Source organism: Sphingomonas sp. 7/4-4 (assembly GCF_027941955.1).
Classification (GTDB): Bacteria; Pseudomonadota; Alphaproteobacteria; order Sphingomonadales; family Sphingomonadaceae; genus Sphingomonas.
Map to the genome: position 1 here is coordinate 663,082 of NZ_CP115960.1, position 16,274 is coordinate 679,355.

Below are 16,274 nucleotides of genomic sequence, written 5' to 3' on the forward strand. Positions count from 1 at the left end.
GGCTCAAATACGAAGCAGGAGTGAAGCGATATGACGAAGGTTGCGATCAACGGTTTCGGGCGCATCGGACGGCTGGTCGCGCGCGCGATCCTCGAGCGCCCCGACAGCGGGCTCGAGCTGGTCACGATCAACGACCTCGCCGATGCCAAGTCCAACGCCTGGCTCTTCTCGCGTGACAGCGTTCACGGCAAATATCCGGGCACGGTGAGCGCCGATGGCAACGATCTCGTCATCGACGGCAAGCGCATCAAGGTGACCGCGGAGAAGGACCCGGCCAACCTGCCGCACAAGGACAGTGGCGTCGAGCTGGTACTGGAGTGCACCGGCTTCTTCACCGATCGCGCTTCGGCGCAGAAGCACATCGATGCGGGCGCCAAGAAGGTGCTGATCTCGGCGCCGGGCAAGGGTGTCGACCTGACTGTCGTCTTCGGTGTCAACCATGACAAGCTCGAGGCCGGTCACACGATCGTTTCGAACGCTTCGTGCACCACCAACTGCCTCGCGCCGGTCGCCAAGGTGCTCAACGACAGCGTCGGCATCGAGCGCGGCCTGATGACCACGGTCCACGCCTATACCAACGACCAGAAGATCCTCGACCAGATCCATCCGGACCTGCGCCGTGCGCGCGCAGCGGCGATGAACATCATCCCGACCACCACCGGCGCCGCGCGGGCGGTGGGCGAAGTGCTCCCCGAACTGAAGGGCAAGCTCGACGGCTCGGCGATCCGCGTTCCGGTCCCCGATGGCTCACTGGTCGACCTGACCTTCACCCCGAAGCGCGATACGACGCGCGAGGAGATCAACTCGATCCTCAAGGCGGCGTCGGAAAGCGGCCCGCTCAAGGGCGTGCTGGTCTATTCGGACGAGCCGCTGGTCTCGATCGACATCGTCCACACGCCGGCCTCGTCGACCGTCGACAGCCTCGAGACCGCAGTGATCGACGGCAAATTGGTCCGCGTGGTCAGCTGGTACGATAACGAATGGGGCTTCTCGAACCGCATGGTCGACACCGCCTCGGCGATGGCGAAGCTGTCGTAACACGTTCCCCTCCCGCTCGCGGGAGGGGCCAGGGAGGGAGCGCCTCAGGCGACGCGGTTTGCGGCCAGGCCCTCCCCGACCCCTCCCGTAAACGGGAGGGGAGCGCATACGGATAGGACGAGTCAATGGCGCGCAACTTCAAGACGCTCGACGACATGGGCGATGTCACCGGCAAGAGGGTGCTGGTTCGCGAGGACCTCAACGTGCCGATGGCGGACGGCGTGGTGACCGACGACACCAGGCTGCGCGCTGCAGTGTCGACCGTCGCCGAGCTGGCGGACAAGGGCGCCAAGGTGATCGTCCTCGCGCATTTCGGGCGTCCCAAGGGGCAGCGTGATCCGAGCATGAGCCTCGCTTTGGTCACCTTGCCGTTCCAGCAGGTGCTGGGGCGTGAAGTGCGCTTCATCGACGATCAACATGCCGCCGAGGTCATCGACAAGATGCAGGACGGTGAAGTCGGCATTCTCGAAAACACGCGTTTCGATCCGGGCGAGGAGAAGAACGCGCCCGACACTATCGAGCGGCTCGCCGCGCTGGGCGACCTCTATGTCAACGACGCCTTCTCGGCGGCGCACCGCGCCCACGCCTCGACCGAAGGGCTGGCGCACAAATTGCCGGCATTCGCGGGCCGGCAGATGGAGGCCGAGCTCGACGCGCTCGACAAGGCACTCGGCAATCCCGAGCACCCGGTCGCGGCAGTCGTCGGCGGCGCCAAGGTCTCGTCCAAGCTCGACGTCCTGCGACATTTGGTCGAGAAGGTCGATCATCTGATCATCGGCGGCGGCATGGCCAACACCTTCCTCGCCGCGCGCGGCGTGAATGTCGGCAATAGCCTGTGCGAACACGACCTGACCGGCACCGCCGAGGAGATCCTCGAGGCAGCCGACAAGGCGAACTGCACCGTCCATCTGCCCTATGACGTGGTGGTGGCGAAGGAGTTCAAGCCCAATCCGCCGACACGCACGGTCAATGTCCACGAAGTCGCGGCGGACGAGATGATCCTCGATGTCGGTCCTGCCGCCACCGAGGCGCTGGGCGACGTCCTCAAGAATTGCCGCACGCTCGTCTGGAATGGCCCGATGGGCGCTTTCGAGACGCCGCCGTTCGACGCCGCCACCGTGGCGCTGGCCAAGACCGCCGCGGCGTTGACCAAGGAAGGCTCGCTGGTTTCGGTCGCAGGGGGCGGGGATACCGTCGCGGCGCTCAACCAGGCCGGCGTGGCGGACGATTTCACCTTCGTCTCGACCGCGGGCGGCGCGTTCCTCGAATGGATGGAAGGCAAGGAACTGCCGGGTGTCGCTGCGCTCGCGCGCTGATTATTGCGTGGGCGCGGGCTCGCGCAGCAGCGGTACGAGCTGCTCGTTGAGTATCTCGAGCGTCAGAGCACCCGCCTTCGCGTAGCGAACCTTGCCGGATCGATCGATGATGTAGTTGGTCGGGACTCCGCCGTCGATCGGGCCGTACGGCCCTTTGATCTTCCGGGCGGGGGCGATCTGGAGCCGCCCGAACAGGGGCTTGAGCCTGTATAGCGGCACCGATCCCTCGGTCGTCACTGCATAGACTCGCAGGCCGTGACGCTTCTGGATCTGGTAATAGGTGTCGAGGATCGGGAGTTCGGTCCTGCATGGGACGCACCAGGTCGCCCAGAAGTTGAGGACCACGACATCCCCGCGCATCTCGCCGAGATTGAGCTTGGTGCGGTCGACGAGGGTGAGTTCCGCATCCGGCGCGGTCTGGCCAACAACCGGCTTCTTGCCCGCCGTGGCGCCGCTCAGGGCCAGTGGCAGCAATGAGAGACAGACGAGACGCAAGCTCCGCGCTGAAAGTCGATCCATCTGCATATTCCCCCGTTGCCTTATTGCTGCGGTGCCGGCTCGCGGTCAACGCGGACATTGGTCCACGCTCGCCAACGGGAGCGTGGACCAATGTCGATCCCGTGCGGTCCGGCGCCCAACGGCGCCGTTTCGCCTCGTTGCGCACCCGGAGCACGCTGGTCAGCGTTGTCAGCAGTTCCCGCCTCTTGTGCAGTGCGATAGGGACCGCGGCATAGCCACCGAATCAGGGGAATCATGAGCATCACGCCTGCCGTCAAAGCCATTCTCGCCAATTACGAGTCCGATAATCCGGGCGTGAAGGCGAACCTCGCCCGCATCCTGATGCAGGGCAGACTGGGTGGAACGGGCAAGCTGATCATCCTGCCCGTCGATCAAGGCTTCGAGCACGGTCCAGCGCGCAGCTTCGCGGTCAATCCCGATGCCTATGATCCCCATTATCACTTCCAGCTGGCGATCGACGCCGGGCTTTCGGCCTATGCCGCGCCGCTGGGCATGATCGAGGCCGGCGCCGATACCTTCGCCGGGCAGATCCCAACGATCCTCAAGGTCAACAGCTCGAACAGCTGGGCGACCGGCATCAACCAGGCCGTGACCGGCGGCGTCGATGACGCGCTGCGGCTCGGCTGCTCGGCGATCGGCTTCACCATCTATCCGGGCGCCGACGACGTGTTCGACATGATCGAGGAGATCAAGGAACTCTCCGCCGAGGCCAAAGCGGTGGGGATCGCGACGGTGATCTGGTCCTATCCGCGCGGCGGCAAGCTCTCCAAGGAAGGCGAACTCGCGCTCGATGTCGGCGCCTATGCCGCGCATATGGCGGCCTTGCTCGGTGCGCATATCATCAAGGTCAAGCTGCCGAGCGCGCATATCGAGCAGAAGGACGCAGTGAAATCCTATGAGGGCACCGACTGGTCGGCACAGGCCGATCGCGTCCGTCATGTCGTGAAGAGCTGCTTCAACGGCCGCCGGATCGTCGTCTTCTCGGGCGGCGCGGCCAAGGGCGAGGACGCAGTCTATCAGGACGCACGCGACATTCGCGACGGGGGCGGGAATGGGTCGATCATCGGCCGGAACACGTTCCAGCGCCCTCGTGCGGACGCGCTGGCGATGCTCGACAAGCTGATCGGCATCTACAAGGGCGCCGAATGAGCGTCGCGCGCCGTCCGGTGCTTGCTGGCCTTGCGCTCGCGATGCTGGGCGGCCGCGCCATGGCGAAGGGGAGCACGATGGAAGATCCAATACCGTTCGGCATGATCGGCAAGATCAAGGCGCAGCCGGGCAAGCGCGCCGAGCTGATCGCGATCCTCACCTCGGGCACCGGCACGATGCCCGGATGCCGCGCCTATCTGATCGCCGAGGACGTGAAGGATGCGGATGCGATCTGGATCACCGAGATCTGGGACGACGCATCGAGCCACAAGGCATCGCTGCAGCTTCCCGCGGTGCGCGAGGCGATCGCCAAAGGGCGGCCGCTGATCGCCGGGTTCGAGCTGAGCGCCGAGACCCGGCCGGTGACGCCCCCCGCCTGAAGGTCAGTCAGAGAGCGGGACCGGGTCCGCCGCCATTGCCGCCATGACGTTGGGCACGGTCGACCCGACCACCACTTCATGGTCCTTGTCGTACGAGATCACGCCGACATCGTCGCCGGCGAGGTTGATCGTCGCGACGGTGCGTACCAGCGACAGGTTGACCAGGATCGGATCGCCGTTGATCGACTTGAGCAACAGGAAGCGGGGTTTGTCAGACGTCATTCGATCAGCTCCGTTCATCGCCGGCGGCCTCGCCGCTGGGCATAGAGTATTGTTATAGCGTCATCGGAGGCCCGGCGGGCCGTTGAGTGGCCGGAATGAAGCGAATGGATATTGTCATGGACGATCGGACGGCACGCAGCAGAGAAGTCGATGCCTTTATCGAGGACAAGCTTCTCGCCCGTGATCCGGCGCTGGAAGCCGCACTGCGGGCCAATGCGGAGGCGGGACTTCCGGCGATCGATGTCTCGCCTGCGCAGGGCAAGCAACTGCAGTTGCTCGCCCGGATGGCGGGCGCGCGGCGGATCCTCGAAGTGGGCACGCTGGGCGGCTATTCGACGATCTGGCTGGCGCGCGGGCTGCCGGAAGGGGCATGCTGGTCACGCTCGAGCTCGAGCCGCACCATGCCGAAGTCGCCGCCGCCAATATTGCCGCGGCAGGGCTGGCGGATCGCGTGGACATCCGCATCGGCCCCGCCGTTGCGACGCTCGATGCGATGATCGCCGCGGGGGAAGCGCCCTTCGACCTGATCTTCGTCGATGCGGACAAGCCGAGCAACCGCGCCTATCTGCGCGCCGGGCTGGCGCTGTCCCGGCCGGGTACGGTGCTCGTGTTCGACAATGTCGTCCGCGACGGCGCGGTGCTCGACGCGGCCAGTGTCGACCCCAGCGTGCAGGGCACCCGCGCGCTCTACGACGCGATTGCCGCCGAACACCGGATCGACGCAACCGCGATCCAGACGCTGGGCGCCAAGGGCTGGGATGGGTTCCTCATCGGCATCGTAGGCGCCTGATGCGTTTCGCTTTGCGGCGAGACGCGCTAGGGCGGGCGCATGATCGACCAAGACGACGATACCCTGCCGCCGCTCGGCCCCGAATTCGCCGCGCAGTTCCACCGCGATGATCGGCGGCCCGCCTGCCAGCTCTACCTGATCTCGCCGCTCGATGTTTCGGGCGGATTTGCCGACCGGCTGGCGCGCGCGTTGGATGCCGGCCCGGTGGCGGCGTTTCAGTTTCGGGTGAAGGGCGTGGACCAGCATGCGGCGGCGGCGCTTGCCGAGCCGCTCCAGCGGATCTGCGGCGATCGCGACGTGGCGTTCCTGATCAACGACAGCATCAGCCTCGCCAAGAGGCTGGGTGCCGACGGCGTGCATCTGGGGCAAGGCGACGGCGATCCGCGTGAGGCGCGCTCGGTGCTCGGGCCCACCGCGCAGATCGGCGTGACGTGCCATGACAGCCGCCATCTCGCGATGGAAGCGGGCGAGGCGGGGGCCGATTATGTCGCATTCGGCAGCTTCTACCCGACCACGACCAAGGAAGTACGCCATCATCCCGATCCGTCGATCCTGAGTTGGTGGGCGACGGTGTTCGAGATTCCCAGCGTCGCGATCGGCGGAATCACACCGGCCAATGCGCGGCCGCTCGTCAAAGCAGGCGCGGACTTCCTCGCGGTGTCCGCGGCGATTTGGGGTGGCGACGAGGCGGCGGCAGTGAAGGCGTTCGAGGCGGTGCTCGCGGGTTAGGTCGCCCCCTGCGAGCTCCTCTATCCGGAAACAACCCGGCAGGCATTCGTTCTCGCACTAACCTATGTCGGTCGGGAGCTCTTGTTTTGCATAAGATTTTTGGTGCCGCGGCGTTTGCAGCAATTGTGGCGTTCAGTCCGGTGGCGGCAGCCCCGACGCGGATGCGCCCAAGGGCAAGCCGCCGATCGATTACACGATCCTGCACGCGCAGGTGATCCTCGATTCCTCGGCTTCTCGCCGGGGATCGTCGACGGGCGCGAGGGCCAATCGCTCACCGCGGCGCTCAAGGCCTTCCAGTCGACGCGCGGATTCGAGACGAGCGGCAAGCTCGATCGCGCGACATTGGGTGCGCTCCACCAATATCGGGCACGGCGCCCAGTGACACGGGTGACGCTCGATCCGGCGATGCTCCAGGGCCCGTTCGTCAATCCGATCCCCAAGGAGTCCGAGAAGCAGGCCGCGCTTCCGTCGCTCGGCTATGCCCGCCCGCTCGAGAAGCTTGCCGAGATGTTCCACACTACGCCCGAAGTGCTGGTCGAGCTCAATCCAGGCGGCGGGACGATCCGGCCGGGCGCAACCTTCGTCTTCCCCAATGTGCTGCCCGCGTCGCGCGACTATCCCGACGATATCAAGCCCGAATGGCGCCAGACGCTGACCGACCTCAATGTCGAGGCGCGCCAGCCCGCGGGCGATCACATCGTCGTCGACAAATCGGAGAAGGTGCTCAAGGTGTTCGACGCCGAGGACCGGCTGGTGGCCCAGTTCAGCGCGACGATGGGGAGTCAGCACGATCCGCTGCCGGTCGGAACGTGGAAGATCAACGTCGTCGATACCAACCCGAAGTTCCACTATAATCCCGACCTGTTCTGGGATGCGAAGAAGGACGACGAGAAGGCGATGCTGCCGCCAGGGCCGAACGGGCCGGTGGGCGTAGTGTGGCTCGACCTGTCCAAGGAGCATTACGGCATCCACGGCACGCCCGAACCGCAGAATATCGCGCGTACCCAGAGCCATGGCTGCATCCGGCTGACCAATTGGGATGCGGCGCGGCTGGCGCTGATGGTCAAGCCCGGCACTGAAGCGGTGTTCCAGAACTAGCGCCATGCTAAAGCGGTTGACCATGGGGGTGGGGATCGTCTTGCTTCTGGGCCTGGCCGCGCTGGCGTCGATGATCCGCATCGTGCCCGGGACTCCACCCACGCCTGCCGCCCAGCCCGCGCCGCAGACGGCCGCAGTGGCACCGGCGCCGGCCGGGAGCTGGTCGCACCCGCTGCTCACGATCCCCGTGCAGGGCGTCACGCGGGCGCAGATCGTCGATACCTGGGGGCAGTCGCGCGCCGGCGGAGCGCGGGCGCATCGGGCGACCGATATCATGGCCCCGGGCGGCACCCCGGTAATCGCCGCCGCGCCGGGCAATGTCGAGAAGTTGTTCTACAGCGAGGGCGGGGGCGGGATCACGCTCTATGTCCGCTCACCCGACCGGCAATGGAGCTATTATTACGCGCATCTTACGCGCTATGCGCCGGGCGTGGCGGAGGGGGTGCCGGTGCGGGCCGGCGATCTGCTCGGGTTCGTCGGCGACACGGGCAATGCCGGGACGGGCAATTTCCACCTCCACTTCGCCATGTCGCACATGCAGCCGGGTGACAGCTGGTGGCAGGGGCAGCCGGTCAATCCCTATCCGCTGCTTGCGGGTCGCAGCGGCGCCCCTTAACCTCAGGCGAGAGGTAGGGAAATTCCAATGCAGGGCGGGTGCAACTGCCGATATGTCCGCTTTCGGCTGACATCGGCGCCGATTTTCGTGAACGGGTGTCACTGCCGCGTCTGCCAGCGCGAGACGGGTTCGGCGTTGGCGATCAATGTGATGATCGAGGCGGACCAGGTCGAGATGCTCGGCGAGGGTGAGCCCGAGATCGTCGTCACCCAATCCGGCACCATGGTGACGCGTTCGGCGCGCTGCCCGCGCTGCGGTGTGGGCCTATGGGGAACGCATCCGGATTTCGGCGACGCTATCCGCTTCGTCCGCGGCGGCACGCTCGACGAACGCGTGATGCCCGATGCGCATTTCTTCACGGTGACGCGCCACCCTCTGGTCCAGGTGCCCGAGGGCGTGCCGAATTTCCCCGGGCTGCCGACACCCGAAGACCCGCCGCTATGGGACGAGGAGGCGCAGGGCCGGATCGATGCTGCGATGGCCGCGTGCTTGCCGGAACGCTGATGCATCGCTAAAGGCCCGGCCTTCGCTCTTTCTCAGCTTACAGGTCTCGATCCATGAAGATCAGCGGCGTGGACATCCGTCCCGGCAATATCATCGAATATGAAGGCGGCATCTGGCGCGCCGTGAAGATTCAGCACACCCAGCCCGGCAAGGGCGGTGCGTACATGCAGGTCGAGATGAAGAACCTCATCGACGGCCGCAAGAACAACGTCCGTTTCCGCTCGGCGGAGACCGTCGAGCGCGTGCGCCTCGACACGACGGACTTCCAGTTCCTGTTCCGCGACGGCGACCAGCTGACGTTCATGGACAAGGTCACCTATGACCAGATCACGCTCGACGCGGGCATCCTCGGCGACGCCGCGGCGTTCCTGCAGGACGGCATGGACGTAGTGATGGAGCTCTATGACGAGCGCCCGATCTCGGTGCAGCTGCCCGACACGATCGAGGCGACGATCGTCGAGGCCGATGCAGTGGTGAAGGGCCAGACGGCGTCGTCTTCGTACAAGCCGGCGGTGCTCGAGAACGGTGTCCGCGTGATGGTCCCGCCGCACATCGCCGCGGGAACCCGGATCGTCGTCGACGTTTACGAGCAGACCTACGTCCGCAGGGCGGATTAAAAGCCCTCTCCCCTTGGGAGAGGGTTGGGTGAGGGCGGCCTGCCGCTGTCCTTCACCCTCACCCTCCCATCGCTGACGCGATGGGCCCCTCCCTCTCCCAAAGGGAGAGGGGTTTTGGAGCAGTATTTTGGTTTCCCATTCCGGCATCATCACCGTCATCGAGCGCGCCGTCCGCAAGGCGGGTCCGCGGTTGCGGCGCGACTTCAATGAAGTCCAGCACCTCCAGGTGAGCCGCAAGGGGCCGGCCGACTTCGTCAGCCTCGCCGACAAGCGCGCCGAGGACACGCTGATCGAAGAGCTTCAGAAGGCGCGGCCCGACTGGGGTTTCCTCGTCGAGGAGCGCGGCGAGATCGCCGGTGATCCGAACAAGCCACGCTGGATCATCGATCCGCTCGACGGCACCAGCAACTTCCTCCACGGCATCCCACATTTCTGCATGTCGATCGCCGTCGAGGATCCGCTGGGCGCGCAGGGCAAGCCCGAGATCACCCACGGCTATATCTATCAGCCGATCACCGACGAGAGCTTCTGGGCCGAAAAGGGCAGGGGCGCGTGGCTGCAGGATCAGCGTCTGCGCGTTTCGGCGCGCCGTGATCTGGCCGACGCACTGATCGCGACCGGCATTCCGTTCCTCGGCCATGGCGATTTCGTCGAATGGAGCCGCATTTTCGGTGCGGTGGCGCCCGAAGTCGCGGGCATTCGTCGGATGGGCGCCGCGGCGCTCGATCTAGCCTGGGTCGCGGCAGGGCGGTTCGACGGCTATTGGGAATCGCACCTTCAGCCCTGGGACGTCGCGGCCGGCATGCTGATCGTGAAGGAAGCCGGCGGCTATGTAACCGACTTCCGTGGGCAGGACCTGCCGCGCGAGCGCAATCAGTTCCTCGCGGCGAACGACGTGCTCCATTCGAAGCTGCACAAGCTTGTGGCGAGTTCACTGCGGAACAAATGACCTAGTCGTCATCCCGGCGAAAGCCGGGATCTCAGGCCACGAACCGTCGCTCGATTGCAGGAGATTCCGGCTTTCGCAGGGATGACGATTCGGTGTGGCCGGAGCCTCACTTATTGCGAGTGATTCTCACGCCTTCCGACCCTTGCCGCACTCGGTTCACAGTCCTAGAAGCCCCCAAGATTCCGCATCCGCGAGAAGGCACTTTGGTCGATCTAATCGAATATCTGCCGATCCTGCTGTTCCTCGGCGTGGCACTGGTGCTTTCGAGCGCCTTCGTGTTCCTGCCGATGTTGGTAGGCCGGCTCACCGGCACCCATCAGCCGACGCCGGAGAAGCTCACCGAATATGAGTGCGGCTTCCCCGCCTTCGAGGATTCGCGCAGCCAGTTCGATGTGCGCTTCTATCTGGTGGCGATCCTGTTCATCATCTTCGATCTCGAAGCCGCGTTCCTCTATCCTTGGGCGGTCAGCGTGTTCGACCTCGGCTGGACCGCGTGGATATCGATGATGATCTTCATTGCCGAGCTCGCGCTCGGACTGGTTTATGCGTGGAAGAAAGGTGCGTTGGAGTGGGAGTAGAACTCAGCCCTCCGCCTGCGGGGACGCTCCCCAATGTGGCGTTCCTCGACGACATCAATGCCGAACTGGGTGACAAGGGCTTCCTCGTCACCTCTACCGAGGAGCTGTTCCAGTGGGCCCGCACGGGTTCGCTGTGGTGGATGACCTTCGGGCTGGCGTGCTGCGCGGTCGAGATGATCCACGTCAACATGCCGCGCTACGACATGGAGCGGTTCGGCGCCGCGCCGCGCGCGTCGCCGCGCCAGTCGGACGTGATGATCGTCGCGGGCACGCTCTGCAACAAGATGGCCCCGGCGCTGCGTCGCGTCTACGACCAGATGTCCGAGCCGAAATACGTGATCTCGATGGGGTCATGCGCGAACGGCGGCGGCTATTATCACTATAGCTACAGCGTCGTGCGCGGCTGCGACCGGATCGTGCCGGTGGACATCTACGTCCCCGGCTGCCCGCCGACCGCCGAGGCACTGCTCTACGGCGTGATGCAGCTCCAGCGTAAGATCCGCCGGATCGGGACGCTCGAGAGATGAGGGGGAACAGTGAGAGCGCCTGCACCCCGTACTCTGCCCAATGACGGCGTGATCGATGCCGCCGCGGCCGTGCTCGGCGACATGCTGGTCGAGAGCAAGGACGCTGTCGGCGAGATTTCGCTGACCGTGGTGCGTGAGCGTCTGGTCGATGCGATGCTGGCGCTGCGCGACACCCCCGGCCTCGAATATCAGCAGCTGAGCGAGATCGCCGGTGCCGATTATCCGGCGCGGCCCGAGCGCTTCGACGTGGTCTATCAATTGCTGTCGTTCACGCAGAACCGCCGCATCCGCGTCCGCGTCACCACCGACGAGGAAAAGCCGGTGCCGAGCGTGACGGGGATCTGGCCGGTCGCCGGCTGGCTCGAGCGCGAAGTGTACGACATGTACGGCGTGCTGTTCGACGGGAACACCGACCTGCGCCGGATTCTGACCGACTATGGTTTCGTCGGGCATCCGCTACGTAAGGACTTCCCGCAGACCGGCTATGTCGAGCTGCGCTACTCGGAAGAGGCCAAGCGCGTGGTCTATGAGCCGGTCAAGCTGGCGCAGGATTTCCGCACCTTCGACTTCATGAGCCCGTGGGAAGGTGCGGCCTATGTGCTGCCCGGCGACGAGAAGGCGGCTGCACCGCCTCCGCCTCCCACACCGGCTCCGGCGCCTGCGCCCGCACCGGCTCCCGTTGCTTCGCAGCCCGAGGCAAAGGGTGCGCCGACCCCGTTGACTGCCGACGAGATCGTCAAGGCGGATGCGCCGGCGGCGAAGGCGGCCAAGCCGCGGGTGCGCAAGCCCAAGACCACCGACAGCACGGCCGAGAGCGGCGCGGGCAAGCCGGGCCCCGGGGCAGGTCCGGCGCCGGCCGATCCCGATGTCGTAAAGAAACCGCGGAAACCGCGCGTCAAAAAGGCGCCGGAGGGTGAAGCGTAATGGCTGAGTATCTGGACGAGATCGAAGGTCGCATCGACGCCGGCAAGCCGGAGCCGGGCGATACCGAGATCGCCAACTACACGATCAATTTCGGCCCGCAGCACCCGGCGGCGCACGGCGTGCTGCGCCTCGTCACCGAGCTGGACGGCGAGATCATCGAGCGTATCGATCCGCATATCGGCTTGCTCCACCGCGGCACTGAGAAGCTGATCGAGTACAAGACCTATACCCAGGCGCTGCCCTATTTCGACCGGTTCGATTATTGCTCGCCGCTGAGCATGGAGCACAGCTTCGTGCTCGCGATCGAGAAATTGCTCGACCTCGAAGTGCCGCTGCGCGGGCAGTATCTGCGGGTGTTCTTCGCCGAGCTGACGCGCATCTGCAATCACATGCTCAACCTTGGGTCGCATGTGATGGACGTCGGCGCGATGACGCCGAACCTGTGGCTGTTCGAGATCCGCGAGGATTGCCTCAACTTCTTCGAGCGTGCCTCGGGCGCGCGGATGCACTCGAATTATTACCGCGTCGGCGGCGTCCGCCAGGACGTGCCCTTGAAGCTGCTGACCGACATCGCCGACTGGCTCGACAATCGCCTGCCGCGGCTGTTCGAGGACGCGATCAGCCTCGTCGCCGAGAACCGCATCTTCAAGCAGCGCAACGTCGACATTGCGGTGGTAAGCCGGGACGACGCGATCGCCTGGGGCTTTTCGGGCCCGATGATCCGCGCCGCGGGCATCCCCTGGGATATCCGCCGTTCGCAGCCATACGACGTCTATGATCGCATGGAGTTCGACGTGCCCGTCGGCACCCGCGGCGACTGCTATGACCGGTTCATGGTGCGCGTCGAGGAGGTCCGCCAGTCGGCGCGGATCATGAAGCAATGTCTCAACGAAATGCCCGAAGGCCCGGTGCTGACGCTCGATCGCAAGGTCGCGCCGCCGAGCCGCGGCGAAATGAAGCAGTCGATGGAAGCGCTGATCCATCACTTCAAGCTGTTCACCGAAGGCTATCACGTCCCCGCGGGCGAAGTGTATGTCGCGACCGAGAGCCCCAAGGGCGAGTTCGGCGTCTATCTGGTGAGCGACGGCACCAACAAGCCGTATCGCTGCAAGGTCCGCCCGACCGCGTTCAGCCATCTCCAGGCAATGGACTTCATGTCGCGCGGCCACATGCTCGCCGACATCACCGCCATCCTGGGCGCGATGGATATCGTGTTCGGGGAGTGCGACCGGTGAGTGGAGACAAGGTGGCGATCGCGCGCGAGATGATCGCCCGCTACAACGCGCAGGATGCCGACGCCTATGTCGAGCTGATGACCGATGGCGCGAGCGAGGCGGGCTATCGCGGCGCGGTGGTTCGTGAGGGCAAGGAAGGCGTGCGTTCGGGCCTGAAGGCGATGTTCACCGAGTTCCCGGGCAATCGCGTCGAGATCCTCGGCGGCTGGCAGCTTGGCCAGACCGCAGTGCTGCACGAGAAGGTGATGCGCTCGCCAGAGGCCGAGCCCTTCGAAGTGATGGCAGTCTATTCGTTCTCCGACGACAAGGTCGATCGGGTGGAGTTCATTCGCTGATGGCTGACGCCCCACAACTTCCCGATGAGGCCGAGACCCGCGCGCGCTGGGGCGCGTTTGCGTGGACGGCCGAGAATGCCGAGAAGGCCAGGAAATCCTCGGCCGCTATCCGGCTGGCCGGCAGCAGAGCTGCACGCTCCCGTTCCTCGATCTCGCCCAGCGCCAGGTCGGTGCCGAGACCAACACGCAGGGCTGGCTGCCGGTGCCGGTGATCGAGTTCGTCGCGCGCGAGCTGGAGCTGCCCTATATCCGGGTGTTCGAGGTCGTGACCTTCTACACGATGTTCAATCTCGTGCCGGTCGGCCGCTATCATGTGCAGGTCTGCGGCACGACGCCGTGCATGCTGCGTGGGAGCGACGATGTGCTGGCGGCCTGCAAGAGCCGCGGCATGCACAAGGGCCACACCACCGCCGACGGGCTGTTCACGCTCACCGAAGTCGAGTGCCTCGGCAGCTGCGCCTCGGCGCCGATGGTGCAGATCAACGACGATAATTACGAGGATCTCGATTTCGATCGCACGATCGCGATCCTCGATGCGCTGGCCAAGGGCGAGCAGCCGAAAACCGGCACGCAGGAGCCCGGCCGGCACACGGTCGAGGCGGCCGGCGGCACGACCAACCTCACGGCGATGGTGAACGAGAACCACGATTATCGCGGGGAATGGGCATGAGCCAGGACACCAAGAACCTGTTGTTCGTCATCCTCGCGGTGATCGCCGCGCTGGTCGTCGGCGGATGGCTGCTCAAGATCGCATTCAAGCTGCTCGGAGTCGTGATTCTGATCGGTCTCGCGGTGGTGGCCTATATCCTGATCCAGAAGATGGTGGGGCGGGGACGCTAAATGCTGCAGGACAAGGACCGCATCTTCACCAACGTCTACGGTTTCCAGCCGTGGAACCTGTCGGCTGCGCTGAAGCGCGGCGACTGGGACAATACCAAGGGCCTGATGGCGATCGGGCAGGACACGATTATCGACCGCATCAAGGCATCGGGCCTGCGCGGGCGGGGCGGGGCGGGCTTCCCGACCGGCACCAAATGGTCGTTCATGCCCAAGGAGCCGCGGCCCGACCGGCCGAACTTCCTGGTGATCAACGCCGACGAATCCGAGCCGGGCTCGTGCAAGGACCGCGAGATCATCCGCCACGATCCGCACAAACTGATCGAAGGCGCGCTGATCGCAGGCTTCGCGATGCGCGCGCGCGCCGCCTATATCTACATCCGCGGCGAATATATCCGCGAGGCCGAGACGCTCTTCGCGGCGGTGGCCGAGGCCTATGACGCGGGCATGCTCGGCAAGAACGCCGCAGGCTCGGGCTATGACTTCGACGTGTTCGTCCACCGCGGCGCCGGCGCGTATATCTGCGGCGAAGAGACCGCGATGCTCGAGAGCCTTGAGGGCAAGAAGGGCCAGCCGCGGCTCAAGCCGCCATTCCCGGCGGGCGCGGGCCTCTACGGCTGCCCCACCACGGTCAACAACGTCGAGATCGATCGCGGTCGTCCCGACGATTCTGCGGCGCAGCCCCGAATGGTTCGCGAGCTTCGGCGCGGAGAACAACAAGGGCACCAAGCTCTTCCAGATCAGCGGCCATGTGAACAAGCCGTGCGTGGTCGAGGAAGCGATGAGCATCCCGTTCCGCGAGCTGATCGAGAAGCATTGTGGCGGCATCCGCGGCGGCTGGGACAATCTGCTGGCGGTGATCCCGGGCGGTTCCTCGGTGCCGCTCGTCCCTGCGGCGCAGATCATGGATTGCCCGATGGACTTCGACGGGCTGCGTGGCGTTGGCTCGGGCCTCGGCACCGCGGCCGTCATCGTGATGGACAAGTCGACCGACATCGTCCGCGCGATTTCGCGCCTTTCCTACTTCTACAAGCATGAGAGCTGCGGCCAGTGCACCCCGTGCCGCGAGGGCACCGGCTGGATGTGGCGCGTAATGGAGCGGCTGCGCACCGGCGATGCCGACATCAGCGAGATCGACACGCTTCAGCAGGTGACCAAGCAGGTCGAGGGCCACACGATCTGCGCGCTCGGTGACGCCGCGGCTTGGCCGATCCAGGGCCTGATCCGCCATTTCCGCCCCGAGATCGAGCGGCGGATCAACGAACGCAACGGCACCGGCGAGGCGCCGATGCAGGAGGCTGCGGAGTGAAGATGCTCGCACTTGCCATTGCCGCGCTTCTCGTATCGCCTGCCGCTGCGCAGGACGAAGCGCCCCGGAAGCTCGACCCGATGGCCGTTCAGGTCATCCACGATTTCGGCAAATGCGTCGCCAAACGAAATCCCGGGCTGGTCGACAAGGTGCTCGCGCTCGATTTCCACACGCCCGGGTACAAGGTCGAACTTCGCCGCCTGACCACGGGGCAAAGCGGCTGCATCAATGGGGGCAAGCTCGCTTCCACCACATCGCTGTTTGCCGGTGCGCTTGCCGAAGGCAGGTTGACGGGCGAAGACGCGCAGCTTGCCGAGAAGCTCGGCTGGCACGAAGGCGAGCCGGTTGGTGCTGCGCGCAACGAGCTGGAAGCGATGGGCCTGTGCATCGTGCGCAAGTCGCCCGAGGCAGTCGTCACGCTGCTGCGCACCGAGGTGAACAGCGAGCAGGAGAAGCTGGCCTTTAAAGGCGTCACGACGTTTCTGGGAGAGTGCACCGCCAACGGCACGCAGCTCCGCATCAATCGCCCCGGTCTTCGCGCACAGATTGCGCTGGCGGCCTGGCGCGTCACTCACATGCCCGTTTCGGGAAGCTGATCCGCA

Annotated in this window: 20 protein-coding genes and 3 pseudogenes; 21 read left to right on the forward strand and 2 right to left on the reverse strand. The window is 65.4% G+C overall.

Annotated features, from left to right (window positions below):
• Positions 1 to 30: 30 nt before the first annotated feature.
• Entirely contained in the window at positions 31 to 1,038 is a 1,008-nt protein-coding gene (gene gap / locus PIB19_RS03455) for a type I glyceraldehyde-3-phosphate dehydrogenase (protein WP_271239681.1), read from the forward strand.
• Positions 1,039 to 1,163: 125 nt separating this feature from the next.
• Complete coding sequence (locus PIB19_RS03460; RefSeq protein ID WP_271239682.1) at positions 1,164 to 2,354, forward strand: phosphoglycerate kinase; 1,191 nt, start codon at positions 1,164 to 1,166, stop codon at positions 2,352 to 2,354.
• Here PIB19_RS03460 and PIB19_RS03465 read toward each other — a convergent pair whose 3' ends face one another.
• Complete coding sequence (locus PIB19_RS03465) at positions 2,355 to 2,873, reverse strand: TlpA family protein disulfide reductase (RefSeq protein ID WP_443018689.1); 519 nt, start codon at positions 2,871 to 2,873, stop codon at positions 2,355 to 2,357.
• Between the two features lie 234 nt (positions 2,874 to 3,107).
• On the opposite strand from PIB19_RS03465, the gene PIB19_RS03470 reads away from it, so the two are divergent.
• Both PIB19_RS03470 and PIB19_RS03475 read left to right on the forward strand, forming a co-directional pair.
• The gene (locus PIB19_RS03470; protein WP_271239684.1) at positions 3,108 to 4,022 is read left to right on the forward strand and encodes a class I fructose-bisphosphate aldolase; all 915 of its coding nucleotides are present in this window, start codon (positions 3,108 to 3,110) and stop codon (positions 4,020 to 4,022) included.
• Positions 4,019 to 4,402 carry a putative quinol monooxygenase gene (locus tag PIB19_RS03475; RefSeq protein ID WP_271239685.1) on the forward strand — a complete coding sequence of 128 codons (384 nt, stop codon included), beginning with the start codon at positions 4,019 to 4,021 and terminating at the stop codon, positions 4,400 to 4,402. Before PIB19_RS03470 ends, PIB19_RS03475 begins: the two co-directional genes overlap by 4 nt.
• A gap of 3 nt (positions 4,403 to 4,405) precedes the next feature.
• Here the strand turns inward: PIB19_RS03475 and PIB19_RS03480 are convergent, their stop codons facing one another.
• Positions 4,406 to 4,624 (reverse strand): hypothetical protein, encoded by a 219-nt coding sequence (locus PIB19_RS03480; protein ID WP_271239686.1) that lies wholly within the window; start codon positions 4,622 to 4,624, stop codon positions 4,406 to 4,408.
• 116 nt (positions 4,625 to 4,740) lie between these two features.
• Between PIB19_RS03480 and PIB19_RS03485 the strand changes: the two are divergent.
• The 17 genes and pseudogenes from PIB19_RS03485 to PIB19_RS03565 all read left to right on the forward strand — a co-directional run.
• Positions 4,741 to 4,929, forward strand: a pseudogene (locus PIB19_RS03485) (methyltransferase); the annotation flags it as partial.
• Between the two features lie 65 nt (positions 4,930 to 4,994).
• Positions 4,995 to 5,414 (forward strand): O-methyltransferase, encoded by a 420-nt coding sequence (locus PIB19_RS03490; protein WP_271239687.1) that lies wholly within the window; start codon positions 4,995 to 4,997, stop codon positions 5,412 to 5,414.
• A 39-nt stretch (positions 5,415 to 5,453) separates the two neighbouring features.
• Positions 5,454 to 6,143: a thiamine phosphate synthase gene (thiE, locus tag PIB19_RS03495; RefSeq protein ID WP_271239688.1), complete on the forward strand. Its 690-nt coding sequence runs from the start codon at positions 5,454 to 5,456 to the stop codon at positions 6,141 to 6,143.
• A 102-nt stretch (positions 6,144 to 6,245) separates the two neighbouring features.
• Positions 6,246 to 7,241, forward strand: a complete 996-nt coding sequence (locus tag PIB19_RS03500) for a L,D-transpeptidase family protein (RefSeq protein ID WP_336297252.1) — start codon at positions 6,246 to 6,248, stop codon at positions 7,239 to 7,241.
• 40 nt (positions 7,242 to 7,281) lie between these two features.
• On the forward strand, positions 7,282 to 7,857 hold the full coding sequence (locus tag PIB19_RS03505; protein ID WP_271239689.1) for a M23 family metallopeptidase: 576 nt from the start codon (positions 7,282 to 7,284) through the stop codon (positions 7,855 to 7,857).
• A 27-nt stretch (positions 7,858 to 7,884) separates the two neighbouring features.
• Positions 7,885 to 8,361 (forward strand): GFA family protein, encoded by a 477-nt coding sequence (locus PIB19_RS03510; protein ID WP_443018690.1) that lies wholly within the window; start codon positions 7,885 to 7,887, stop codon positions 8,359 to 8,361.
• Positions 8,362 to 8,414: 53 nt separating this feature from the next.
• Positions 8,415 to 8,978: an elongation factor P gene (gene efp, locus PIB19_RS03515; protein WP_056612920.1), complete on the forward strand. Its 564-nt coding sequence runs from the start codon at positions 8,415 to 8,417 to the stop codon at positions 8,976 to 8,978.
• 127 nt (positions 8,979 to 9,105) lie between these two features.
• Positions 9,106 to 9,927 carry an inositol monophosphatase family protein gene (locus PIB19_RS03520; protein ID WP_271239691.1) on the forward strand — a complete coding sequence of 274 codons (822 nt, stop codon included), beginning with the start codon at positions 9,106 to 9,108 and terminating at the stop codon, positions 9,925 to 9,927.
• A gap of 203 nt (positions 9,928 to 10,130) precedes the next feature.
• Complete coding sequence (locus PIB19_RS03525) at positions 10,131 to 10,505, forward strand: NADH-quinone oxidoreductase subunit A (RefSeq protein WP_271239692.1); 375 nt, start codon at positions 10,131 to 10,133, stop codon at positions 10,503 to 10,505.
• Positions 10,496 to 11,032, forward strand: coding sequence for a NuoB/complex I 20 kDa subunit family protein (locus PIB19_RS03530; protein ID WP_271239693.1), 537 nt, complete (start codon positions 10,496 to 10,498; stop codon positions 11,030 to 11,032). Before PIB19_RS03525 ends, PIB19_RS03530 begins: the two co-directional genes overlap by 10 nt.
• A 9-nt stretch (positions 11,033 to 11,041) precedes the next feature.
• Positions 11,042 to 11,956, forward strand: coding sequence for an NADH-quinone oxidoreductase subunit C (locus tag PIB19_RS03535; protein WP_271239694.1), 915 nt, complete (start codon positions 11,042 to 11,044; stop codon positions 11,954 to 11,956).
• Entirely contained in the window at positions 11,956 to 13,191 is a 1,236-nt protein-coding gene (locus PIB19_RS03540; protein WP_271239695.1) for an NADH-quinone oxidoreductase subunit D, read from the forward strand. Before PIB19_RS03535 ends, PIB19_RS03540 begins: the two co-directional genes overlap by 1 nt.
• 29 nt (positions 13,192 to 13,220) lie before the next feature.
• Positions 13,221 to 13,526 carry a nuclear transport factor 2 family protein gene (locus PIB19_RS03545; protein WP_443018731.1) on the forward strand — a complete coding sequence of 102 codons (306 nt, stop codon included), beginning with the start codon at positions 13,221 to 13,223 and terminating at the stop codon, positions 13,524 to 13,526.
• A pseudogene (locus tag PIB19_RS03550) lies at positions 13,526 to 14,196 on the forward strand (complex I 24 kDa subunit family protein). The gene PIB19_RS03545 and the pseudogene PIB19_RS03550 overlap by 1 nt, the downstream one beginning before the upstream one ends.
• Complete coding sequence (locus tag PIB19_RS03555) at positions 14,193 to 14,366, forward strand: hypothetical protein (protein WP_271239697.1); 174 nt, start codon at positions 14,193 to 14,195, stop codon at positions 14,364 to 14,366. Before PIB19_RS03550 ends, PIB19_RS03555 begins: the two are co-directional and overlap by 4 nt.
• Positions 14,367 to 15,672: pseudogene (nuoF, locus tag PIB19_RS03560) on the forward strand (NADH-quinone oxidoreductase subunit NuoF).
• On the forward strand, positions 15,669 to 16,268 hold the full coding sequence (locus tag PIB19_RS03565; RefSeq protein ID WP_271239698.1) for a hypothetical protein: 600 nt from the start codon (positions 15,669 to 15,671) through the stop codon (positions 16,266 to 16,268). Before nuoF ends, PIB19_RS03565 begins: the two are co-directional and overlap by 4 nt.
• Positions 16,269 to 16,274 lie beyond the last annotated feature (6 nt).